Consider the following 22,848-nt stretch of genomic DNA (forward strand, 5'->3'; position numbering starts at 1 on the left):
GGAGAGGAGACACCGGAATGAGACGACTGAAGACCGTGTTCGCCGCGGTGACCCTGCTGCTGTCGGGTGCGCTGACCGTTCTCGCCGCACCCGCCGCACAGGCACTCGACAACGGCGTCGCCCGTACCCCGCCGATGGGCTGGAACAGCTGGAACGCCTTCGGGTGCAATATCAACGAGACCCTGATCCGGCAGATGGCCGACGCCATCGTCAGCAGCGGAATGCGGGATCTGGGTTACCGGTACGTCGTCGTGGACGACTGCTGGTTCAACCCGAACCGCGACAGCGCGGGCAATCTGCAGGGCGATCCCACCCGGTTCCCCAGCGGCATGAAAGCGCTGGGTGACTACCTGCACAGCCGGGATCTCAAATTCGGTATCTACCAGGTCCCGGTGGACAAGACCTGCGCCCAGTACTTCGGCAGTTATCCCGGCGCGACCGGCAGCCAGGGCCACGAGGTCCAGGACGCCCGGCAATTCGCGGCCTGGGGCGTGGACTTCCTGAAGTACGACTGGTGCTCACCGAACGGCACCATCAACGATCAGGTGAACACGTTCGCCAAGATGCGCGACGCGCTCGCCGCGACCGGCCGGCCGATCGTCTACAGCATCAACCCCAACAGCATCCACGCCAAGACCGGCCCGCTGCGCAACTGGGGCGACGTCGCGAACATGTGGCGCACCACCGAGGACATCACCAACGCCTGGGACACCGGTCAGACCAACGGCTACCCGATGGGCATCCAGAACATCGTCAACGTCACCGTCCCGCTCGCCGGATACGCCCGGCCGGGCGCCTTCAACGACCCGGACATGATGGAGGTCGGCCGCGGCGGCATGACCGACACCGAGATGCGCAGCCATTTCGCCCTGTGGGCGATGATGGCGTCCCCGCTCATCGCCGGCAACGACGTGCGCTCCATGAACACGGCGACCCAGACGATCCTGAAGAACCAGAACCTCATCGCGATCAACCAGGACACCCTCGGTCTGCAGGCGACCCAGGTCACCGGCGACGGCGGCCGCCGCGTGCTGGCCAAGCGACTCGCCAACGGCGACGTCGCGGTCGCCCTGTTCAACCAGTCGAACAGCACCACGACGATCTCCACCACGGCCGCGGCCGTGGGCAAGAGCGGCTCCTCCTTCACCCTGCGCGACGCCTGGACCGGCGCCACCACGACCAGCACCGGCGCCATCAGCGCCAGTGTTCCCGGGCACGGCACGGTCGTCTACCGGCTCAGCGGAGGGACCACCACACCGCTGCCGACCGCCACGAGCCTGGTCAGCGCCGCCTCCGGACGCTGCCTCGACGTCCCGGAGAGCGCCACCGCCAACGGCACCCAACCGGTCGTCTGGGACTGCAACGGCGCCGCGAACCAGCGCTGGACCGTCGACGGGCAGCGCCTGCAGGCGCTCGGCAAGTGCCTGGACGCGCCCGTCAACGCGACCGCCGGGTCGAAGGTCCAGCTCTGGGACTGCTCCGGCGCGACCAACCAGCAATGGACCGTGAACGCCGACGGCACCATCCGCGGCACCCAGTCCGGACTGTGCCTCGACGTCGACCGCAATCTCACCGCGAACGGCACCAAGGTCCTGCTGTGGACCTGCACCGGTGCGGCGAATCAGCGCTGGTCCCGCGCCTGATCCTGCTGCGAGACCCCCATCTGGCAGAAAGGTTCCGACATGCCCATCCCCCGAGGACGTTCCCTGCTGCTCACGGTCGTGGCCGCGGGCGTCGCCGCCGCCGCGAGCATCGCGGTGATCGGTACGGCCGAGGCCGCCACCACCCTCGGCGCCTCGGCCGCGCAGACCGGCCGCTACTACGGCGCCGCCGTCGCGGCCGGCCGGCTCGGCGACGCGACCTACACCGGCATCCTGAACCGGGAGTTCAACTCGGTCACCGCCGAGAACGAGATGAAGTGGGACGCGACCGAGCCGGCCCAGGGCCGATTCACCTACGCCAACGGCGACCGCATCCTCAATCAGGGCATCGCCATGGGCGCCAAGGTCCGCGGCCACGCCCTGCTCTGGCACCAGCAACAACCCGGCTGGGCCCGGTCGATGTCCGGCGCCGCCCTGCGCAACGCCGCCATCAACCACGTCACCCAGGTCGCCACCCATTACCGGGGCAGGATCCACTCCTGGGACGTGGTCAACGAGGCCTTCGCCGACGGCGGCAGCGGCGCCCGGCGCGACTCGAACCTGCAGCGCACCGGCAACGACTGGATCGAAGCCGCCTTCCGCGCCGCCCGGGCCGCCGACCCGGGCGCCAAACTCTGCTACAACGACTACAACACCGACGGCGTCAACGCGAAGTCCACCGGCATCTACAACATGGTCCGTGACTTCAAGGCCCGCGGCGTCCCGATCGACTGCGTCGGCTTCCAGTCCCACCTGGGCACCGGCATCTCCGGCGACTACCAGGCCAACCTGCAACGCTTCGCCGACCTGGGCGTCGACGTGCAGATCACCGAACTGGACGTCGCGCAGGGCGGCAACCAGGCCAACATCTACGCCACCGTCACCCGGGCCTGCCTCGCGGTGGCCCGCTGCACCGGCATCACCGTCTGGGGCATCCGCGACAGCGACTCCTGGCGCACCGGCGAGAACCCCCTGCTGTTCGACAACTCGGGCAACCGCAAGGCGGCGTACAACTCGGTGCTGAGCGCGCTCAACGCGGGCGGCCCGACCAGTCCCGGCCCGTCGCCATCGTCGCCGGGCCCGTCGCCCAGCACGCCGTCCGGTGACGGTTGCACCGCGACCGTGTCGCTGAACGCCTGGAACGGCGGCTACGTCGCCACCGTCCGCGTCACGGCCGGCGCCACGGCGGTCAACGGGTGGGCGGTCGGGGTGACGCTGCCCTCCGGGAGCGCCGTCACCAATGTGTGGGGTGCCACCAGCAGCGGCGCCGGCGCCACGATGAGCTTCCGCAACGTCGATTACAACCGGCAGATCGCCGCCGGGGGCAGCATCGAGTTCGGTTTCCAGGGCACCGGCGCGGGTCCCGGCTCCGCATCCTCCTGCCGGGTCGGCTGAGGCCTCGCCCCCAACCCCCGCCGGCCCGGGCCCGGGCCGGCGGGGCTCCGCGTGCCTCTCCCCCACCCCGCCTAGACTCCTCCGGGTGATCGTGCGGATGGCCGGCATGGCGGATGTGGCGGCGCTCGCGGAGCTGCGGGACGTCGCACCCGGCGACCTCGCGGCCTTCGCCGGCTGGCTGGCCGCCCACGCGCAGACGCACCTGCCGTTCGTCGCCGAGATCGACGGTCACGTGGTCGGCGCCGCCTGGCTGCACGTCGCGCAACGGGTGCCGGGCAACGGGTCGCTGGACCGGTGGTACGGCGACGTCCAGTCCGTCATGGTCCGCGAGGAGTGCCGCAACCGGGGCGTCGGCGCCGCCCTGATGGCCGCGATCCTGGCCGAGGCCCGCGTCCGGGACCTGTTGCACGTGACGGTCCACTCCGGGCGCCGCGCGGTCGACTTCTACCTGCGTAACGGCTTCAGCCACCACCGCCAGATCCTGCTCTGGGAGCCGGCCGCCCCCTGATCAAACCTGCCGGCCGCCCGGCGCACCGGGTCAGCCTTTGCCGATCCCGCTGGTGAGCCCGGCGATGAGTTGCCGCTCGGCGAACGCGTAGCACACCAGCGACGGCAGCATGGCGAGGGTGACGTAGGCGAGGATGCGCGCGGTGTCGGCCGAGAACTGCGACTGGAACTGCTGGACACCCAGCGGCAGCGTCCACCATCGGGAGTCGTTGAAGACGATCAGCGGAAGCAGGAAGTTGTTCCAGCTGCCCACCACGGCCAGGATCGAGACGGTGCCGAGGGCGGGCCGGGACATCGGCAGCAGGATGCGCCAGAAGAACCGGAAGGGACCACAGCCGTCCAGCACCGCGGACTCCTCGACCTCCGCCGGAATGCTCCGGAAGAAGGCGCGCAGGATGACGATGGTGACGGGCAGGCCGAACGCCGCCTGCGGCAGCACCACACCCAACGGGTTGTTCAGCAGGCCCATCTCCCGGAGCAGCACGAACAGCGGCAGGATCGCCACCGCGAACGGGAACATCAGCCCGATCGTGAAGATCGTGAACAGCAGCTCCCGCCCGGGGAAGGCGTAGCGGGCGAAGATGTACGCCGCCATGGCGCCGATCAGGACCACCAGGGCCGTGCTGGCGACGGCGATGACGGTGCTGTTGGCCGCCTGCTGCCAGAACGCCGACGAGGTCACGGCTTCCAGGTAGTTGCCGGGCACCCACGGGTCCGGCAGCCCGAACGGGTTGGTGAACAGCTGGCCGCTGTCCTTGAACCCGCCGAGGACGCCGAAGACGATCGGCACCGCGACGGCGGCGCCCACCGTGATGCTCACGGCCTGCAGCACCCCGTGGCGCATCATGCGGGGCAGGTTGCGCGGCCGCCGCGCCGGCGTCGTACCGCTGCTCATCGCTGGTCTCCGATCCTGGTGATCGCGCCGTCGAGGTCGCGGCGGAGGACGAACCGCTGGTACAGCAGGCCGAAGGTGAGGCTGATCAGGAAGATCATCATGCTGATCGCGCTGGCGTAGCCCACGTGGAACCGTTTGAATCCCTCCTGGAACATCGTCACGGCGAGGGTCTCCGACGACCGGATCGGCCCGCCGCCGGTGAGCACCCAGATCATGTCGAAGAGCTGGACCGTGCCGAGGATGGACAGGAACACGCTGATCCGGATGGTGGGGCCGAGCAGTGGCAGGGTGATGTGCCGGAAGGCCTGCCAGGGCCCGGCGCCGTCCATCGCCGCCGCGTCGTGCAGTTCCCGCGGGATCCCCTGGCGGCCGGCCAGGTAGAGGATCGTGTGGAACCCGAAGAACTTCCACGAGATCACGACGAACAGCGAGTACATCACGGTGTCCGGGTCGGCGAGCCAGGTGGCGCCCAGGTCGCCCAGGCCGATCAGCTTGGTGACGTGGTTGGCCAGCCCCTGGTTGGGCGAGAAGATCATGGTGAACAGCACCGCGGTGACGACTTCGGACAGCACGTACGGCGCGAAGAACAGCATGCGGTACGCGCGCCGCCCGCGCAGCGGCTGGTTCAGCAGCATGGCCAGGGCCAGGGAGAACGGAAGCTGGATGGCGAGGGAGAGCGTCACCAGCAGCAGTGCCCGGCGCAGGTCGCCGACGAAGATCTCGTCGACCAGCAGCCGGCGGAAGTTGTCCAGGCCGACGAAGGCGGTGGGCGCGCCGAAGCCGTTCCAGTTGAAGAAGCTGCTGTACCCGGCGATCACGATGGGGGCGAGCACGAGCAGCACGAAGAGCAGTAGTGCCGGGCTCAGGAAGGCGATCACCGTGGGCCACGGGCGCCGGCGCCGCGGGGCGGCCTCGACCGATGGCCGGGGTGGGGCCGGCGCGGGCCGGCGCTCGTCGGTGAGCACTCCGGTCAGCCCTGCTTGGCGGCGGCGGTGATGGCCTGTGCGACCTGTTGCGGCGACGACTTGCCGGCCAGCAGTTCCGCGACGCTGTCGTTGACCTGCTGACCGACCGCAGGCGCGTAGGCCTGGTCCAGGTACAGCTGGAACCCGGTCGAGGCGGAGAGGGTGTCGCCCACCAACTTGAGGTTCGGGTCGGTGACCGCGTCCCCCGCCGCCTTGACCACCGGAAGCACGCCGGCCGTCTTCGCCTCGATGCGGGCGTTCTCCGGCTGGGCGATGAACTTGAGGAACTCCACCGCCTCAGGCGGCGCGTCCTTGCCGACCGCGAAGCCTCCGCCGCCCCCGAACGCGTCGGTGATCTTCCCCTTGCCGCCGTCGACCGCCGGGAACGCGAAGAATCCGAGTTTGTCGCCGAGTCCCTTCTTGCCGGCCGAGTTGTCGCGCTCGACCACCGGGGCCCACTGGCCCATGAGTTCCATGGCCGCCTTGCCGTTGCCCATGGTGGCGGCCTGACCGTCGGCGGTGGAGTAACCGGCGGCCAGATATCCGGTCTGGAACGGCTGCAGGGCGACCAGGTCGGCGAGGTGGGCGCCGGCCGTGACGAAGTCGGGTGCGTCGAAGTTCTTGTCGGCGCCGGCTTGGCGGAGCGCGTCCAGGCCGGCGACCCGCATCGCCAGGTAGGCCCAGTAGTAGTGGCCTGGCCATTTCTCCTTGCCGGCCAGCGCGATCGGGGTGATCTGCGCGGCCTTGAGTCTGCGCACGGCCTCCAGATATTCGGCCCAGGTCGCCGGCGGCGCCTTCACCCCGGCTCGCTCGAAGAGCTCCTTGTTGTACCAGAAGCCGACCATGCCGGTGTCCACCGCCGAGCCGTAGACCTTTCCGCTGACGGTGTAGGCGTCCAGCGCCGTGGGGATCAGCGTGTCGCGCCACGCGCCGACGTCCGCGGTGAGGTCTTTGACCATTCCTGCTTCGGCCTGCTGGGCGAGGACTCCGCCACCCCAGGTGTGGAAGATGTCCGGTGGGTCACCCGCCTGGACGACGGTCGTCAGTTTGGTCTTGAAGGCCTCGTTCTCCAGCGGTGTGATCTCGAAGGTGACGCCGGGATGTGACGCCTCGAACTGGCGGGCCATCTGCGCCCACGCCGACATCATCGGGTCGGTGTTGGCGATGTGCCACCACCTGATCTTCTTTCCGGAGCCTGATTGCCCGCCCTCGTCGCCGCACCCGGCCAGTACGGCGCCGGTAGCGGCGGCGGTCGTCAGAGCGAGCAGCGATCTGCGGCTGAGCCGGATTCGATCCGTCACCGTCAGCTCCCCTTTCGGCGCCCTTCCGGGCGCACGTGAGATCAGCGGCTGGAGTGCGCAGCCGCGAAACTTTCGACGATTGGCAGTCATCATTATCGGTGGCAAGCGGCACGTTACGAGTTCGAGTCAAGCAGGTCAATACCGTCGATCGACCGAATCGATCGCGGACGCTCCCGACGGTGCGGCCGAGCATCTTCGCGGCAATCGTCGGCGCCCGGTCGGCGGCATACCGAAAGTTTCGAAAGCGTGCGGCCTGCCGCGAAGCATCGGCGACGCCCGGTGACGGCGGCGTCCCGGCGACGCGGCACCGTTGTGAGGATGATGCGATTTCGGTAAACACAATGATCGGGAAAAATTGTTACGACGACCACGCCGCTCGAGTCGCGGCCGGCATCGGGGCGTGGGGGCGTGAACCGGCCCGTCGCCGGGGCGCGGGGGGGGGGGGGGGGCGGGGCGGCCCCCCCCCCCCCCCCCCCCCCCCCCCGGGGCGGGGGGGGCGCGCCCCGGGGGGGTTCCCGGTCCGTCCACCCGGGAACCCCGCGCCGATCAGGTTCCGGCGCGGGCCGGCGCCGGTGTCGTGCCGGCGCTGCTGGACACGATCACACCGAAGCCGGCACCGGAACCAGGGGCGAGGCTTTCCGCCGGAAGCCGCGCTCGAAGAGGGCGGCCGGGTGTCGTCAGGCGCGCGACCATCGCTGGCCGGCGGCGCCGGTGCAGGTCCACAGCCGGACGGCGGTGCCGTTCGCGGTGAGGTTGCGGTCCACCTCGAGGCAGAGTCCCGACCGGACGCCGCGGACGGTGCCGTCGTTGTGGAACGTCCACTGCTGGTTGGTCGCGCCACTGCAGTCCCACAGCTGGACCTTCGCGCCGGCGGTCGCGGTGGTCGGCGCGTCGAGACACTTGCCGAGCGCCTGCACGGACTGCCCGGTGAACGTCCACCGCTGGTTGGCCCGGCCGCTGCAGTCCCAGATGATCGGCTGGGTGCCGTTGGCGGTGCTGCTGTTCGGGACGTCCAGGCAGCGCCCGGACGCGCTGCTGACCAGGGTTCCGGTCGTGCCGCCGCCGCCCGGCTCGCCGATCGTCCCGGGAACCGAGCGCAGCGCCGCGTACCAGACCGCCGCCATCTTGTCGTAGCCGCCGGCGGTGGGATGGACGCCGTCGATGAGGTCCGCGGTGGTCAGCGCCGCGTGCATGTCGACGAGGTGGACCCGTTTACCGCTGCTGACCTTGCTCCGCACGATGCCGGGAACGGCGGCGTTGAAGGTGCGGGCGGCGGCCGCCTGTCCGGGCGAGGCCAGCGGGATGATCGTCGCGACGAACACGTCCGCCGCGGGCGACGCCGCCGTGATGCGGTCGATCAGAGCGGACAGCCGGCCCGGCGCACCGGCGACGTTGTGGTTCTGCAGGATGTCGTTGGTGCCCAGGTGCAGCAGCACAGTGCGGGGCGCGGCGGTCCGCATCCACCCGGTGATGTTGGCGTCGACCTGGTCGATCCGCCATCCCGGGTGTCCTTCGTGGTCGTGGTCGCCGAGCGCGGCCGGACCGTTGAACTGGGTGCCGACGAAGTCGTTGCGGTAGCCGGCCGCCGCCAGCCGCCGCCAGAGGCCGATGCGGTAGCCACCGGGAACCTGGGTGCCCTCGGTGATGGAGTCCCCCAGCGGCATGATCCGAACGCCGCCGTTCGACTCCGCCGCCGCCGCGCCGGTCGGCGTGACAGCGCCGGTCAGCGTGAGCACAGCGGTGAGTACGGTCCCGAAGAACCACAGTCTGCTTCTGCGCATGGCGCGCTCCTCTGGGTGCGGCACGAGTCCTCGCCGGTGCGGGCGGGGGACGAGGGATGGGGATCAGATCAACACCTTGAGAGCGTTAACATCTGGAATCCGTAGATTGCCAGAACGTTTCGAGACATTCAAGAAGGAAAATACGCCGAAGTTTTCGATCCGGCTCCCACACGCCACTAAAGATCTCCATCGGGGCGATTGGCCTGCTCAGCACCGTTAAGCAATAGGACCAAAGATAAGCGGCATGGAGGCGGACTCTTCGCAGGCCGCAGTCGTAACAGTTTTCGGGCGACGCTTTTACATTCTTCCGCACCGCCGGGACACCCGAGTGAGCGATCGCCCGCGCCCGCCGCGCACCGGCCCGGCGACGAGCGCGCTGTCCACCCGAAACGATCAACGAACGCCGGAGGCCGAGGCCGCGAGCGACCGAAGAGGCGACGGTCGTCGATGTGTTGTAACGTCCGCCGGGAGCGCTCCCACACCCCGAGAAGGAGCTTCCATGAGACATCCCCTCCGCGCCCTGCTGGCCGCCTGCACCCTGGCCGCCGCGGGCATCACCGGACTCACGCTCGCCGGCCCCGCACAGGCCGACACCCGCATCTGCGACCAATACGGCTCGACCACCATCGGCGGCCGCTACGTGGTGATGAACAACCGCTGGGGCACCACCGCCGAGCAGTGCATCAATGTCACGGGCACCGGGTTCGCCATCACCAGCCAGCAGGGCGTGGGCAACACGAGCGGCGCGCCGGTGTCATACCCGGCGGTCTACTTCGGCTGCCACTACACCAACTGCTCCCCCGGCACCAACCTGCCCATCCGCGTCGGCTCGATCTCCAGCGCGACCAGCAGTGTCAGCTACAACTTCGTCTCCGGAGCCACCTACAACGCGTCGTACGACATCTGGCTGGACCCCGCGCCGAAGACGAACGGCGTCAACGCCCAGGAGATCATGATCTGGTTCAACCGGCAGGGGTCCATCCAGCCGATCGGCTCACGGGTCGGCACCGCCACTGTCGGCGGCCGCACGTGGGAGGTGTGGCAGGGCAGCAACGGCGCCAACGCCGTCGTCTCCTATGTGGCGCCCACGGCCATCGCGAGCTGGAGCTTCAGCGTCCTCGACTTCATCAACGACGTGAAGAACCGCGGCGCCATCACCGACTCGTGGTATCTGACCAGCGTCCAGGCCGGATTCGAGCCGTGGATCGGCGGCGCCGGCCTGGCCGTCAACAGCTTCTCCGCGGCGGTCAACGGCGGCGCAACCGTGCCCTCGACGCCGCCGTCCACCCCGCCCGGCGAGGCCGCCTGCACGGTGACCTACACGACGAACGTGTGGAATACGGGCTTCACCGCCGGCGTCACGGTGGCCAACACCGGGGGGAGCGCGATCAACGGCTGGGCTCTGGACTTCTCGCTGCCGGCCGGGCAGTCCATCACCGGCTCCTGGAACGCCGCCCTGAGCGGGACGTCCGGCGCGATCACCGCCCGCAACGCCGGCCACAACGGCGGCGTCCCGGCCGGCGGCAGCACGTCGTTCGGGTTCCAGGGCACCTACAGCGGGACGTTCGCCGCCCCCACGGGGTTCACCCTGAACGGGAGGGCCTGCGCACGAGGCTGAGCACGCAGCCCGGTCCGGCAGCGCGCCGGACCGGGTTCCGCGAGACCGACATATAACAGTGAGCGCCGCGTACGCACAGAGATCTGTCATTAGACATTGACCGAAGCTCATCGATGGGCGACGATGTGACGCAGCTCTCGTTGGGAGCGCTCCCCTCACTGAGGAGGCCCTGTGCGACAGCGCCCGCATCCGTTCATCGTCGCCGTCATGGCACTGCTGCTGAGCCTCACCGGGTGGCTGCTCGCACCGCCGGCCCGGGCAGCGGCCGGCGACGGCACCCCGCGCGATGCCAACATCGCCTTCTACGGGCGATGGGACACCACCGATCCGGCGGCCGTGGTCCCGCACTTCGCGGGCGCCTACCTCGTCACCGGATTCACCGGCACCCGGGTCGCTCTGCGGCAGCGTGGCGCCATCGACCTGTACTACAGCATCGACGGTGCCGACGACGTCTACCTGCGCAACGTCAACGGCACCGTCAACCTCACACCCACCCCGCTGCGCGCCGGCAACCACACCTTGCGGGTGTCCTACCGGGTCGTCGCCGGGTCGTACCGCGGTGACGCCGTCTTCCAGGGCCTCGTGCTGGACAGCGGCGCCACCACGCGCGCCGTGCCCCGGCCGGCGCGACTGCTGGAGTTCATCGGCGACTCGATCACCGTCGGCACCACCTCCTCGAAGAACGCGCTCACCGCGTACGGATGGCTGACCGGCGAGCAGCTCGCCGCCGCGCACACGCAGATCGCCGAGGGCGGCGCCTGCCTGGTCAGCGCCGCCGACGGCTGCACCGGCATGGCCGACCGGTTCCTGCGCGGCAACACCCCCGCGGGCTCGCCGCTCTGGGACTTCTCGCGGTACCAGGCCGACGCCGTCGTGATCAACCTGGGCACCAACGACGTCGGGCACGGCGTGAGCACCACCACCTTCCAGACCGTCTACACCGGCCTGCTGCGCGACATCCGCGCCAGATATCCGAGAGCCGCCATCCTGGCGCTGCAGACCTTCACCAAGCGGTACGCGGCTCAGACTCAGGCCGCGGTGCAGACCGTGACCGCCGCCGGCGACCGCAACACGTTCTTCGTCCCCACCGACGGATGGCTGCCGGCCGGCGGCTTGAGCGACAACGTGCACCCCAACGACGTCGGCCACCGCGCGATCGCCGCCCGGCTGGCGCCGATCATCGCCGCCAGGCTCGGCCCCGGCACGACCCCGTCCGCGTCGGCCTCCGCGTCGGCGTCCGCTTCGCCGGCGCCCGGCACGGCGTGCTCGGTCACCTACGCCCGGAGCAGCGAGTGGACCGGCGGCGCACAGTTCGACGTCACGATCCGCAACACGTCGGCGACGCCGGCCGCCGGGTGGACGCTGACCTGGACGCTGCCCGCCGGCCAGCGGATCACCCAGGCCTGGAACGCCGCCGTCACTCAGGCCGGCACGGGCGCCCGCGCGGCCGGTGTCGCCTGGAACAGCACGATCCCCGCGGGGGGCTCCGCCGGGTTCGGGTTCCTCGCCGACAGCGCGAACAGCGGCGCCACCGGGTTCGCCCTCAACGGCGCCACCTGCACCACCGCCTGACCTCCCGCCCGCACCACCGGGGCCCCGGCCTTCCGCCTGGCCTCCCGCCCGCACCTCCGGGGCCCTGGCCTCCCGTCTGACAGGAGCATGTCATGACGCCTTTCCGGCGGCTTCTCGCGCCGCTCACCGCATCGGTTCTCGCCCTCACCGCCGGCGGCCTCAGCGTGGCCACCGCCCGGGCCGACGCCGCGCCCGCCTGCCGCGTCGACTACCGCATCACCAGCCAATGGGGTACGGGATTCGGCGCCGACGTGACGGTCACCAACCTCGGCGACGCGATGACCGGCTGGACGCTCCGCTGGACACTCGCACCGGGGCAGAGCGTCACGCAGGCGTGGAACGCGACCGTGGCGACGGCCGGCTCGGCGGCGACCGCCACCGGCCTGAGCCACAACAGCGCGGTGCCCGCCGGCGCCTCCGTCACCTTCGGGTTCACCGGCGCTCACACCGGCGGCAACCCCGTCCCGGCGTCGTTCACCCTCAACGGCACGACCTGTCAGGGCGGTACCGCCCCCTCGGACGGCGGCACACCCGCACCGACGCCCTGCACCGGCCCCAGCACCCCGCCGGTCACGCCCGCGTCCCCGGCCCGGAAGGTCAAGATCTGGCTGGCCGGCGACTCCACCATGGCGAACCCGCAGGGAACCTGCCCGGTCGGCTGGGGCAGCCAGTTCGCCCCGTACTTCACCAGCGACGTGACCGTGCAAAACAGCGCGGTCGGCGGGCGCAGCATCCAGACGTGGCTCTACGAGGGCAACGTCACCGGCACCAAGGACTCCGCCGGCGAATGCGTCGTCAGTCCCGCCACCTACAGCTCGCGGTGGACCGGCATGCTCGACGCCACCACCGGGATGCGGGCGGGCGACTACCTGTTCATCCAGTTCGGCATCAACGACGGCTCCTCCGCCTGTCCCCGCCACGTCGGCCCGGCCCGCTACCAGCAGTTGCTGGGCGTGATGGTCCAGGCGGCCAAGGCCCGGGGCGCCAAACCGGTCCTCGTCACCCCGGTCGCGGCGATCAGGTGCAACGGCGGCTCCGCCGTCGGTAACCGCGGCTTCCTCACCGAGACCCGGAACGCCGCCACCGCCAACGGCGTGCCGGTGATCGATCTGCACCAGCGCAGCGTCGCCCTGTACAACAGGCTGCGACTCTGCCCGAACAACGGCGACTACTCGTCCGGCGCGGTGGGTTCCTTCTTCTGCAACGACCACACCCACTTCGAGGCCGCCGGGGCCCGGCAGATCGCGGGCCTGATCACGGCGGCGCTGGGCGAACAGGGCATCCCCCTCGCCTCCTACCTTCGCTGACCCCGCTTCCTTCCGAGTACGGCGCGGCCAGAATGGCCGAGCTCCTCGTCAGGGAATCCGCGAACGCAACCCGCCCTCACCAGATATCCGCGCTGAGCGCGAGAACGACGAGGCGGCAGCGAAACGATCCTCAGCGATGCGCCATACCTTGACACCGCTCGATGTGAGCGATAACACTTCCGAGTCACAGCACCATGGAGGCAATGCTCCGGTAACGCTTCCCGCGCCCCGCCGTCACGCACGCCGTCTGGCGCAGCCGTGGCCGCCTCGCCCCAGGCGGCCGCGAGGCGATCCCCCCTTCGAGAGCAGGTTCCTTGTGAGATCTCCGGTGCGGCCGCTCGCAGCCGCCCTCTCCGTCCTGGCCACGACTCTGGCGTGCGCGACGTTCGCCCCCGCCTCGCCCGCCGCGGCGGCGCCCGGCAGCCCCGCCGTCCGGCCGCCGCTGGGCTGGAACAGCTGGAACACCTTCGGTTGCGACATCGACGAGGCGAAGATCCGCGGCGCCGCGGACGCCATGGTGAGCTCCGGGATGCGTGCGGCCGGCTATGAGTACGTCGTCGTCGACGACTGCTGGCAGGCGACGACCCGGGACGCCGCCGGCAATCTGCGCTCCGACCCCACCCGATTCCCGACCGGGATGAAGGCGCTCGGCGACTACATCCACGGGAAAGGGCTGAAGTTCGGCATCTACCAGGCCCCACGCGAGGAGACCTGTGCCCAGTACTTCAACGCCGTCGGCGGCGCCACCGGCGCCCTGAACCACGAGCAGCAGGACGCCGACACGTTCGCGGCGTGGGGCGTCGACTTCCTCAAGTACGACTGGTGCTCACCGTGGGGCACCCTGAACGAGCAGGTCACCGGCTTCACGAAGATGCGTGACGCCCTGCGCTCCACCGGACGGCCGATCGTCTACTCGATCAATTCCAACAGCGCGCACACCAACACCGGCCCGTCCTACGACTGGAGCCCGGTCGCGGACATGTGGCGCACCACCGAGGACATCACCGACCGGTGGAGCACCGGCTGCCGCGCCGACTGCTTCATGGGCGTCACCGAGATCCTCGACGTGCAGGCGCCGCTCGCCTCCTGGGCCGGCCCGCGGCACTTCAACGACCCGGACATGCTCGAAGTCGGCGTGCGGGGCACCTTCACCCCCACCGAGAACCGGGCCCACTTCAGCATGTGGGCCATCATGGCCGCCCCGCTGATCGCCGGCAACGACATCACCACGATGCCGCCCGACGTACGGGCCGTGCTGACGAACCCCGACGTGCTGGCCGTCAACCAGGACAGTCTCGGCCGGCAGGCCACCCGGGTCCGCGACTACGGCGAGACCGAGGTGTGGGCGAAGGCCCTCAGCGACGGATCGGCCGCCGTGGCCCTGCTCAACCGCTCGAGCACCACCGCCACCGTGTCCACCACCGCCTCCGAGATCGGCATGCCCGCCGCGAACGGCTACCAGTTGTTCGACGTCTGGAGCAAGGCGGCCCGCAACACGGCCGGCGCGATCAGCGCCACCGTCGCGCCGCACGGTGTGGTCATGTACCGGGTGCGCACCGGCTCGACGGTTCCCACCGACACCTTCAGCCTGCGCGGCGCCGGGTCCGGGCGGTGCCTGGACGTGCTCGGCGGCGCGCCGGCGGACGGAGCCCAGGCCGTGATCTGGGACTGCAACGGCGGCATCACCCAGGTCGTCACCGCCGCCGACGGCCAGCTCCGCATCGGCGGCAAGTGCCTCGACGCCGACGGCAACGGCACCGCGAACGGCACCAGGGTCATCCTCTGGACCTGTGGCGCCGGCGCCAACCAGCAATGGACGCCGCAGGCCGACGGCGCCGTCCGGGGAGCGCAGTCCGGCAAGTGCCTCGACGTGAACCAGGCCGCCACCGCCAACAACAGCACGCTTCTGCTGTGGACCTGCTCGGCGGCGGCGAACCAGCGCTGGTCCCGGGTCTGATCACGGAGGCCTGGGGCCGGCCGGCCCCAGGCCCACTTCTTGACACACATCTATGTGAGCGATAACACTACGGCAACGGCCGTAACGCGGGGGAAACGCAACCTCAACGACCTGATCATGACCTTCCGTCTTGCGAGGCGCTTCGCGCCCCGTACCCCGAGGAAGTGGGTCTCATGTCCCTGCCCCGCCCCAGCCGCAAGCGCCTCGCCGGCGCGATGACGGTCGTCCTCGGCGCCTCCGTGGCGGCGGTCGGCACGGCTGCGCCCGTCCTCGCCGCCGAGATCCCGAGCGGGGCCCGGTCGCTGCAGTCCGTCAACGTCGCGGGGTCCTACCTGCGGCACACCGACTACCTCGGCGGCATCGCCGCGGTCAGCTCCACCAGCACCACCCAGGCCAAGAAGGACGCGACCTTCACGGTGACACCGGGCCTCGCGGGCGGCGCGGGCTGCGTGTCGTTCCAGGCCGCCAACGGGATGTGGCTGCGCCACCGTGACTATCGGATCCGGCTGGAGACCAACGCGGGCACCGCCACGTTCCTCGCCGACGCCACCTTCTGCGTGCGCGACGGGTCAACCGGCGGATCGGTCCGCCTCGAATCGTTCAACTATCCCGGGCGGTTTCTCCGGCACCGCGACAGCGCGCTCTGGATCGATCCGCCGGCCACCAACGCGAACACGTTCGCCGCCGACAGCTCGTTCCGGGTCACCGCGCCCTGGGTCGCCGGCGCCCGCAGCCCGGTGATCAAGGGGTTGTACGCCGACCCGAACATCGCCCACCTCGGCGGCCGCTACTACATCTATCCCACCACCGACGGCTACCACGGCTGGAGCGGCAGCCGGTTCAAGGCGTTCTCCTCCACCGACCTGGTGAACTGGACCGACCACGGCACCATCCTGGACCTCGGCCCACAGATCGCCTGGGCCGACGACCGCGCGTGGGCGCCGACGATCGCCTACCGCGACAACCGCTACTACTTCTACTTCAGCGCCGCCACCAGCATCGGGGTGGCGACCTCCAGCAGCCCGACCGGGCCGTTCACCGATCCGCTCGGCCGGCCCCTGATCGCGGCCGGCTTCCGCGGCGGCCAGATGATCGACCCGCAGGTGTTCACCGACACCGACGGCCAGTCCTACCTGTACTGGGGCAACGGCTCGGCGTACGCCGTCCGTCTGAACGCCGACATGATCTCCTTCGACGCGAGTCAGGTCCGCACGTTCAGCCTGCCCGACTTCCGCGAGGGCGCGTTCGTGTTCAAGCGTGGCGCCACGTACTACATGACGTACTCGGTCGACGACACCGGATCGGAGAACTACCACGTCGAGTACGCGACCGGCGCCTCACCGTTCGGCCCGTGGACGCACCGCGGCACGATCCTGTCCAAGAATCTGAGCCTGGGCATCAAGGGTCCGGCGCACCAGTCGGTCGTCAAGGCGCCGGACAGCGACACCTGGCACATCGCCTACCACCGCTTCGCGATACCGGCGGGCAACGGCACGAACCGTGAGGTGACCGTCGACCGGATGCGGTTCAACGCCGACGGCACCATCCAGCCCGTCATCCCCACGCTGTGACCGTCCTCCTCCCGGGAGATCCCCATGCCTCTGTCCCGCAGAGAGTTCCACCGTCTGGCCGCGCTCGGCACGCTGACCGCCGCCGCCGGCGGCGCCGCCGTGCTCGGCGCCCCGCCGGCCGCGCTGGCGGCCGACAGCGCCTACGTGTTCGGCTACTTCAAGGAGACGCCGAACCAGAGCGGCGACAGCTATGCCCTGCACCTGGCGGTCAGCACCGACGGGCTGAACTGGCGGCCACTGAACCAGAACAACCCGGTGGCGACCCCGACCGCCGGGACGCTCGGGCTGCGCGACCCGTTCATCCTGCGCAAGCGGGACGGCACCTTCGTCGTCCTGGCCACCGACCTGCGCGGCCGGATCTTCACCGAGAACAACCAGTACCTGCACGTGTGGGACTCGACCGACCTGCGCGGTTTCACCGGGTACCGCCGGATCCGGATGCACGGCCTGGCCACCCACACCTGGGCCCCGACCGCGTTCTGGGTGGCCTCGCGCAACCAGTACGCCATCGTCTACTCCGCCAACAACGGCGCCGACGTCTTCATGGTCAATTACACGTCGGACTTCCGGACGGTGAGCGCCAACCAGGTCTACCACAGCCCTGGCTTCCCGGTTCTGGACGCCGACGTCGTCGTCGACGGATCCACCTTCTACATGTACTACAAGAACCTCGCCGACGGCCTGATCTACGGCGCCCGGTCGTCGACCGGCGCACCCCGCAGCTACACCGACTACACCGGCGGGCTCCGGCAGGGCGGCGCGATCGAGGCGCCGATGCTGGTCAGGAACAACACCGGCAGCGGGTGGCGGCTGTGGGGCGACTCGTTCAGCCCGGTCAACAACGACTACTACGCGTGGTCGACGTCGAACGTCGGCGGCAACGCCTGGACGCCGCTCCATCAGCGCGACTACACCCCGCCGCTGAACGCCAAGCACGGCTCGATCGTCGGGATCACCTCGGCCGAGTACGACGGCCTCGTCTCCCGGTGGGGCCTGCCGGCCTGGGTGCGGCTGAAGTCGTACAACTTCCCCGACCGGTACGTCCGGCACGCCGGCGGCATCGCCCGGATCGACGCCTACCCGTTCGACCCGCACCAGGACCAGTTGTGGCGGATGGTTCCGGGCCTGGCCGACCCCGCCGGCGTGTCCTTCGCATCGATCAATCTGCCGGGCCGTTTCCTGCGGCACAGCGACTACGCGATCCGGCTGGACACCGATGACGGCACCGCGACGTTCCGCGCCGACGCGACGTTCACCCGGGTCGCCGGTCTCGCGGACCCCACCTGGTCGTCGTGGCGTTCCCACAACTTCCCCGACCGCTACCTGCGCCACTCCGGCTACGTGCTGCGCATCGACCCGCTCAGCGCGGCGTCCAGCGCGGCCGACCGGCAGGACGCCACGTTCCGGATCTCCTGATCCGTCCCGACCTTCCGACAGGAGCGTTCTGATGGGCAGATTCCCCCTCCGTACCGCGCTGGCCTCCGGTGTGGTCACCGTGCTGGCCGGCATCGGCGCGGTCGCGGTCGTGACCGAGGCCTCGGCCGCCACCGTGCGGGCCGGCATCCCCTACGTGCTGGTCAACCGCAACAGCGGCAAGGCGATGGACGTCTACAACCTGGCGACCACCGACGGCGCCGCGATCAACCAGTACACCCGCAACGACGGCGCCTGGCAGCAGTGGAAGTTCCTCGACGCAGGCTCCGGCTGGTACCGGCTGCAGTCGGTGCACAGCGGCAAGGTCCTCGACCTGCCCACCACCGCCGACGGCGTGCAACTCGTACAGAACACCGACCGCAACGACGCCCGCCAGCAGTTCCGCCTCGCCGACTCGGCCGGCGGCCTGGTCCGCCTGATCAACCGCAACAGCGGCAAGGCCGTCGAGGTGTGGGAGAGGTCCACGGCCGACGGCGCCCGGATCTCGCAGTACCAGGACCTGGACGGGACGAACCAGCAGTGGCAGCTGATCCCGCTGGCCGGCACGGCACGCACCTTCACCAATCCGATCAAGCGCAACGGGCCGGACCCGTGGCTGCAGCACCACAACGGCTACTACTACCTGGCCACCACGACGTGGAACTCCACCATCACCATGCGCCGGTCGGCCACCCTGGCCGGACTGGCCACCGCCACCGATCAGGTGATCTTCAACCTGGCCGGGCGCGCCAACGGCTGCTGCAACATGTGGGCGCCGGAGTTCCATCTGATCAACGGGCGCTGGTACTTCTACTACACCGCCGGGCAGAACGTGCCCGACTACAACCCCACCCAGCGGCTGCACGTGCTGGAGTCGGCCGGCACCGACCCGATGGGGCCCTACACGTTCAAGGCCGACCTGGGCAGCGACTGGGCGCTCGACGCGAGCGTGCTGAAGGTGGGCGCCAACCTGTACCTGATGGGCACCTACAACGCCGGTGGCTCCTACGGGCAGTCCAACTTCATCCAGCGCCTGTCCAACCCGTGGACGCTCACCGGCTCACGTGCCCGGCTCAGCTCGCCGACGCTGTCCTGGGAGCGGCAGACCGGCGCGGTCAACGAAGGCCCCGAGCCGCTCTACCACGACGGCAAGGTCATGGTCGTCTACTCCGCCTCCGCCTGCTGGGGTCCCGACTACAAGCTGGGCCTGCTCACCCTGACCGGCAGCGACCCGCTGAACCCCGCCCACTGGACCAAGAAGTCCACCCCGGTGTTCCAGCGCAACGACGCCAACGGCGTGTTCGCGCCGGGCCACAACGGATTCTTCAAGTCACCGGACGGCACCGAGGACTGGATCGTCTACCACGCCAACGACTCCGCGGGCGGCGGCTGCGACATGAACCGGTCGACCCGGGCGCAGAAGTTCACCTGGAACGCCGACGGCACACCGAACTTCGGCACCCCCGTCCGCCTCGGCACCACCCTCACCGCACCCTCCGGCGAGTAGCGGGCGGGGCCCCGCGGCACCCGACCACAATAATTGACCTATATCGATTGACACTTATTCGCACTGAAGACACGATGAATGTTAAGTGTCACGTCCGTGAGACGCCTCCGATCCGGCCGTCAGGACTCTCCCCCGAACGAGCTCTGCACCGGCCGTCCCCAGGTCTTGGAGCCCACCCATGCATTCACCCCGACACCGTGTGGCGCTGCTCGCCGCCGCCGTCACGATCCCGATCGCCGCGGCGGGCCTCGCCCCCACGACCGCCTCCGCCGCGGCGGCGACCCGCTACGAGGCAGAGAACGCGCCGGCCACCTGCGACGGCGCCATCGAGTCCAACCACACCGGCTTCTCCGGCAGCGGATTCTGCAACGCCACCAACGCGGCCGGCGCCGCCGCGCAATTCCCGGTCACCGCCGCGACGGCGGGCACGGCCACCATCGGCATCCGGTACGCCAACGGCGCCGCCGACAACCGCCCGGCGGACGTGCTCGTCAACGGAACGGTCGCCGCATCGGGTGTCCCGTTCCAGCCCACCGGCGCGTGGACGACGTGGGGCACCAGGACCCTGACGGTGCCGGTGAACGCCGGCGCCAACACCATCCGGCTGTCCCCGACGAGCGCCGCCGGCCTCGCCAACGTCGACGCCCTCGACCTCGACGCCGGCGGGACGCCTCCGGCCGAATCGGGCCGGCAGATGGAGGACCTCGACCGGGGCGTGATCAGCGTACGGTCCGGATCGGGAAACCTGGTGTCGTGGCGACTGTTCGGATACGAGCCGCCGGCCACCGGATTCAACGTGTACCGGGGCTCAGCGAAGGTGAACTCCTCTCCCGTCACCGACTCCACCAACCTCCTCGACCAGGGAGCGCCGGCCGACGCCTCGTACACCGTCCGCGCGGTGGTGAACGGCGCCGAGCAGGCCGCGTCCGCGCCGTCGCTGCGTTTCACCGGCGGCAACCACCTGGACGTGCCGATCTCCAGGCCGGGCGGCAACTACACCGCGGGTGACGCCTCCGTCGGCGACGCGGACGGCGACGGCCAGTACGAGATCTTCCTCAAGTGGGACCCCAGCGACCAGAAGGACAACTCCCAGGCCGGGACGACCAGCAACGTCTACCTCGACGCCTACCGGCTCAACGGGCAACGTCTCTGGCGCGTCGACCTGGGCCGCAACATCCGCGCCGGCGCCCACTACACCCAGTTCCAGGTGTACGACTACAACGGTGACGGCCGCGCCGAGATGGCGGTCAAGACCGGCGACGGCACCGTCTCCGGAACCGGGCAGGTCATCGGCAACGCCGCCGCCAACCACCGCAACGGTGACGGCTACATCCTCACCGGTCCCGAATACCTGACCATGTTCGACGGCCTGACCGGCGCGGCGCTGTCCACGGTCAATTTCGAGCCGGCCCGCGGCAACATCGGCGACTGGGGCGACACCTACGGCAACCGCGGCGACCGGTTCCTGGCCGGCACCGCCTACCTCGACGGCCGGCGGCCGAGCCTCATCATGGGCCGCGGCTACTACGCCCGCAGCGCGATCGCCGCCTACGACTTCCGCAACGGCACACTGACCCGGCGGTGGACGTTCGACTCCCGCACCGCCGGCAGCCAGTGGACCGGCCGGGGCACCCACTCGTTGTCCATCGCCGACGTCGACGGCAACGGCACGGACGAGGTGATCTACGGCGGCATGACCGTCAACGCCGACGGCACCGGCCGCTACACCACCGGAATCTACGCCCACGGCGACGCGCTGCACGTCGGCGACTTCGTGCCCGCCCGCGCGGGCAAGGAGATCTGGCAGATCCACGAACAGAGCTCCGGCGCCGCCGCCACACTGCGCGACGCCGCCAACGGCAACGTCATCATGCAGAAGAACAACACCTGCAACTGCGAGGGCCCCGCCCGCGGCGTGGCCGGCGACGTCTACGCCGGCAACCCCGGCAGCGAGTTCTGGGGACGAGGCACCGGGCTGACCAACCTCTTCAACGCCGCCGGCGCCAGCGTCGGCCGCACCCCCGCGAGCGCCAACTTCGTCGCCTGGTGGGACGGCGACCCGGTGCGGGAGCTGCTCGACGGCAACCACGTCGACAAGTACGGCACCGGCGGCGACACCCGTCTGCTCACCGCCTCCGGCGCGCACTCGGTCAACGGCACCAAGTCCACTCCGTCACTGTCCGGCGACCTGTTCGGCGACTGGCGCGAGGAGATCATCCTGCCTCGTGACGACAACGCCGCGCTGCGGGTCCACGCCACGCCGGTCCCGACCGACCGGCGGATCTTCACGCTGATGCACGACGCCCAGTACCGGAGCGCCGTCGCCTGGCAGAACACCGCCTACAACCAGCCGCCGCACCCGAGCTTCTTCCTCGGCGACGGCATGAGCACCCCGCCGCGACCGGACATCCACGTGCGCTGAGCTGCTCTGACACCGGCCGGTCCCGCGGGTGGAGCACTGCCTGCGGGGACCGGCCGGTCCGCTCCCGTCATTTGTCCCTCTGGGCCGTCGTGGGGCCCTCCCAGGGCAGCGCCACACTCACCGCCGGGAGCCCCACCCGCATCCGCCACTCGACGGGGTCACTTTGCTGGCCAGGGGCGTGTTTCGGGCACTCCCGTCGAGACGCTTTCGGTACGGTCGAAGCATGAAGGAGCGCCACAGTGTGTCTGGTGTTGTCGCATTAGCCACGGTCCTCTTAGCCGGATGTAGCTCACACGACTCAGCCAAGATTGAGGCGCCACCTCCCTCCCCTTCCCTCAATTGCGCGGATGTGAATCTGCCGCAGTCCGAATGGATGAAGCACTGCGCCAGCGGGAACGCGACTCCCGGTTCGGACTTGGTGGTCGTCAAGGTCGGGCAACCACTACGATATCAATACGACTACACGGATGGGACTTCCAGCTTTCAGCTAGAGGTCAACGTGTCGAAAATTGAGTGCGGCATTGAATCCATACCCCGTGCCGCCGATAACCCGGCGTGGGACGGCAGCGACGACATCCCTCGAATGATCGATGCAACACCCGCTCCAGGAAAGGAATTCTGCAGAGCTGTCGCGACGATGAAGAACATCGGCAGGACTCCCGGCCGCACCGTTCAGTTCGGCAATCTCGTGATAGATAAGGGAGAGTTCAAGGAATCAGACGGTGATGCAGACATAACAGATAACGTGAATGGAGACCTCGCCAATGCCGGCAAAGAGCTGAATCCCGGCGACTCGGCCGAATGGGTTCAAATTTGGAGTGCGCCGGTCGGCGCAAGGCCCCTCGCGGTCCTCTTTCCCATGACGACCCTTATGTCCGGCCCCCTCTACCGCATAGAACAAGCGTAGCGGCTTTTGCCAGGACAGTTTCGAGATCGACCAGGAGCATCTCGAGGCCGCCATGGAGGAGGCTCGGCGTATGTCGCCAGGAGCACCGGA

General features: G+C 69.7%; 16 protein-coding genes. 12 read left to right on the forward strand and 4 right to left on the reverse strand.

Features of this window, described 5'->3' with window-relative positions; all coding sequences use genetic code 11:
- Positions 1-17 precede the first annotated feature (17 nt).
- The 3 genes from QLQ12_RS09715 to QLQ12_RS09725 all read left to right on the forward strand — a co-directional run bounded on the left by QLQ12_RS09715 (position 18) and on the right by QLQ12_RS09725 (position 3,543).
- Entirely contained in the window at positions 18-1,643 is a 1,626-nt protein-coding gene (locus QLQ12_RS09715) for a glycoside hydrolase family 27 protein (protein WP_282758773.1), read from the forward strand.
- Between the two features lie 39 nt (positions 1,644-1,682).
- A complete protein-coding gene (locus QLQ12_RS09720) occupies positions 1,683-3,035 on the forward strand; it encodes an endo-1,4-beta-xylanase (RefSeq protein WP_282758775.1) in 1,353 nt (450 codons plus the stop codon).
- A gap of 85 nt (positions 3,036-3,120) precedes the next feature.
- A complete protein-coding gene (locus tag QLQ12_RS09725; RefSeq protein WP_282758776.1) occupies positions 3,121-3,543 on the forward strand; it encodes a GNAT family N-acetyltransferase in 423 nt (140 codons plus the stop codon).
- Between the two features lie 30 nt (positions 3,544-3,573).
- Here the strand turns inward: QLQ12_RS09725 and QLQ12_RS09730 are convergent, their stop codons facing one another.
- From QLQ12_RS09730 to QLQ12_RS09745, 4 genes are all read right to left on the reverse strand, one after another.
- Complete coding sequence (locus QLQ12_RS09730; RefSeq protein WP_282758777.1) at positions 3,574-4,437, reverse strand: carbohydrate ABC transporter permease; 864 nt, start codon at positions 4,435-4,437, stop codon at positions 3,574-3,576.
- Positions 4,434-5,402: a carbohydrate ABC transporter permease gene (locus QLQ12_RS09735; RefSeq protein ID WP_282758778.1), complete on the reverse strand. Its 969-nt coding sequence runs from the start codon at positions 5,400-5,402 to the stop codon at positions 4,434-4,436. Before QLQ12_RS09735 ends, QLQ12_RS09730 begins: the two co-directional genes overlap by 4 nt.
- 5 nt (positions 5,403-5,407) lie before the next feature.
- Positions 5,408-6,703: an extracellular solute-binding protein gene (locus QLQ12_RS09740; RefSeq protein WP_282758779.1), complete on the reverse strand. Its 1,296-nt coding sequence runs from the start codon at positions 6,701-6,703 to the stop codon at positions 5,408-5,410.
- Between the two features lie 677 nt (positions 6,704-7,380).
- The gene (locus tag QLQ12_RS09745) at positions 7,381-8,484 is read right to left on the reverse strand and encodes a ricin-type beta-trefoil lectin domain protein (RefSeq protein WP_282758781.1); all 1,104 of its coding nucleotides are present in this window, start codon (positions 8,482-8,484) and stop codon (positions 7,381-7,383) included.
- 499 nt (positions 8,485-8,983) lie between these two features.
- On the opposite strand from QLQ12_RS09745, the gene QLQ12_RS09750 reads away from it, so the two are divergent.
- From QLQ12_RS09750 to QLQ12_RS09790, 9 genes are all read left to right on the forward strand, one after another.
- Positions 8,984-10,102, forward strand: coding sequence for a GH12 family glycosyl hydrolase domain-containing protein (locus tag QLQ12_RS09750; protein WP_282758782.1), 1,119 nt, complete (start codon positions 8,984-8,986; stop codon positions 10,100-10,102).
- A gap of 171 nt (positions 10,103-10,273) precedes the next feature.
- The gene (locus tag QLQ12_RS09755; RefSeq protein ID WP_282758783.1) at positions 10,274-11,674 is read left to right on the forward strand and encodes a cellulose binding domain-containing protein; all 1,401 of its coding nucleotides are present in this window, start codon (positions 10,274-10,276) and stop codon (positions 11,672-11,674) included.
- A 92-nt stretch (positions 11,675-11,766) separates the two neighbouring features.
- Positions 11,767-12,981, forward strand: a complete 1,215-nt coding sequence (locus tag QLQ12_RS09760) for a cellulose binding domain-containing protein (protein WP_282758784.1) — start codon at positions 11,767-11,769, stop codon at positions 12,979-12,981.
- 328 nt (positions 12,982-13,309) lie between these two features.
- A complete protein-coding gene (locus QLQ12_RS09765; protein ID WP_282758785.1) occupies positions 13,310-14,938 on the forward strand; it encodes a glycoside hydrolase family 27 protein in 1,629 nt (542 codons plus the stop codon).
- Between the two features lie 173 nt (positions 14,939-15,111).
- On the forward strand, positions 15,112-16,509 hold the full coding sequence (locus tag QLQ12_RS09770) for a family 43 glycosylhydrolase (protein WP_282758786.1): 1,398 nt from the start codon (positions 15,112-15,114) through the stop codon (positions 16,507-16,509).
- A 24-nt stretch (positions 16,510-16,533) separates the two neighbouring features.
- On the forward strand, positions 16,534-17,925 hold the full coding sequence (locus tag QLQ12_RS09775) for a glycoside hydrolase family 43 protein (protein WP_282758787.1): 1,392 nt from the start codon (positions 16,534-16,536) through the stop codon (positions 17,923-17,925).
- Between the two features lie 31 nt (positions 17,926-17,956).
- The gene (locus QLQ12_RS09780) at positions 17,957-19,429 is read left to right on the forward strand and encodes a family 43 glycosylhydrolase (protein ID WP_282758788.1); all 1,473 of its coding nucleotides are present in this window, start codon (positions 17,957-17,959) and stop codon (positions 19,427-19,429) included.
- A gap of 178 nt (positions 19,430-19,607) precedes the next feature.
- Positions 19,608-21,851: a rhamnogalacturonan lyase family protein gene (locus QLQ12_RS09785; RefSeq protein ID WP_282758789.1), complete on the forward strand. Its 2,244-nt coding sequence runs from the start codon at positions 19,608-19,610 to the stop codon at positions 21,849-21,851.
- A gap of 223 nt (positions 21,852-22,074) precedes the next feature.
- Entirely contained in the window at positions 22,075-22,758 is a 684-nt protein-coding gene (locus tag QLQ12_RS09790; RefSeq protein WP_282758790.1) for a hypothetical protein, read from the forward strand.
- Positions 22,759-22,848 lie beyond the last annotated feature (90 nt).

It is taken from the genome of Actinoplanes sandaracinus, from assembly GCF_030009775.1.
Taxonomy (GTDB): domain Bacteria; phylum Actinomycetota; class Actinomycetes; order Mycobacteriales; family Micromonosporaceae; genus Actinoplanes; species Actinoplanes sandaracinus.

Excerpts from the sequence above, each read along its gene's own strand:
- QLQ12_RS09715 (WP_282758773.1), top strand. The coding sequence starts at position 18 with ATGAGACGACTGAAGACCGTGTTCGCCGCGGTGACCCTGCTGCTGTCG.
- QLQ12_RS09720 (WP_282758775.1), top strand. The coding sequence starts at position 1,683 with ATGCCCATCCCCCGAGGACGTTCCCTGCTGCTCACGGTCGTGGCCGCG.
- QLQ12_RS09730 (WP_282758777.1), bottom strand. The coding sequence starts at position 4,437 with ATGAGCAGCGGTACGACGCCGGCGCGGCGGCCGCGCAACCTGCCCCGC.
- QLQ12_RS09745 (WP_282758781.1), bottom strand. The coding sequence starts at position 8,484 with ATGCGCAGAAGCAGACTGTGGTTCTTCGGGACCGTACTCACCGCTGTG.
- QLQ12_RS09750 (WP_282758782.1), top strand. The coding sequence starts at position 8,984 with ATGAGACATCCCCTCCGCGCCCTGCTGGCCGCCTGCACCCTGGCCGCC.
- QLQ12_RS09760 (WP_282758784.1), top strand. The coding sequence starts at position 11,767 with ATGACGCCTTTCCGGCGGCTTCTCGCGCCGCTCACCGCATCGGTTCTC.
- QLQ12_RS09770 (WP_282758786.1), top strand. The coding sequence starts at position 15,112 with ATGTCCCTGCCCCGCCCCAGCCGCAAGCGCCTCGCCGGCGCGATGACG.
- QLQ12_RS09775 (WP_282758787.1), top strand. The coding sequence starts at position 16,534 with ATGCCTCTGTCCCGCAGAGAGTTCCACCGTCTGGCCGCGCTCGGCACG.
- QLQ12_RS09780 (WP_282758788.1), top strand. The coding sequence starts at position 17,957 with ATGGGCAGATTCCCCCTCCGTACCGCGCTGGCCTCCGGTGTGGTCACC.
- QLQ12_RS09785 (WP_282758789.1), top strand. The coding sequence starts at position 19,608 with ATGCATTCACCCCGACACCGTGTGGCGCTGCTCGCCGCCGCCGTCACG.
- QLQ12_RS09790 (WP_282758790.1), top strand. The coding sequence starts at position 22,075 with ATGAAGGAGCGCCACAGTGTGTCTGGTGTTGTCGCATTAGCCACGGTC.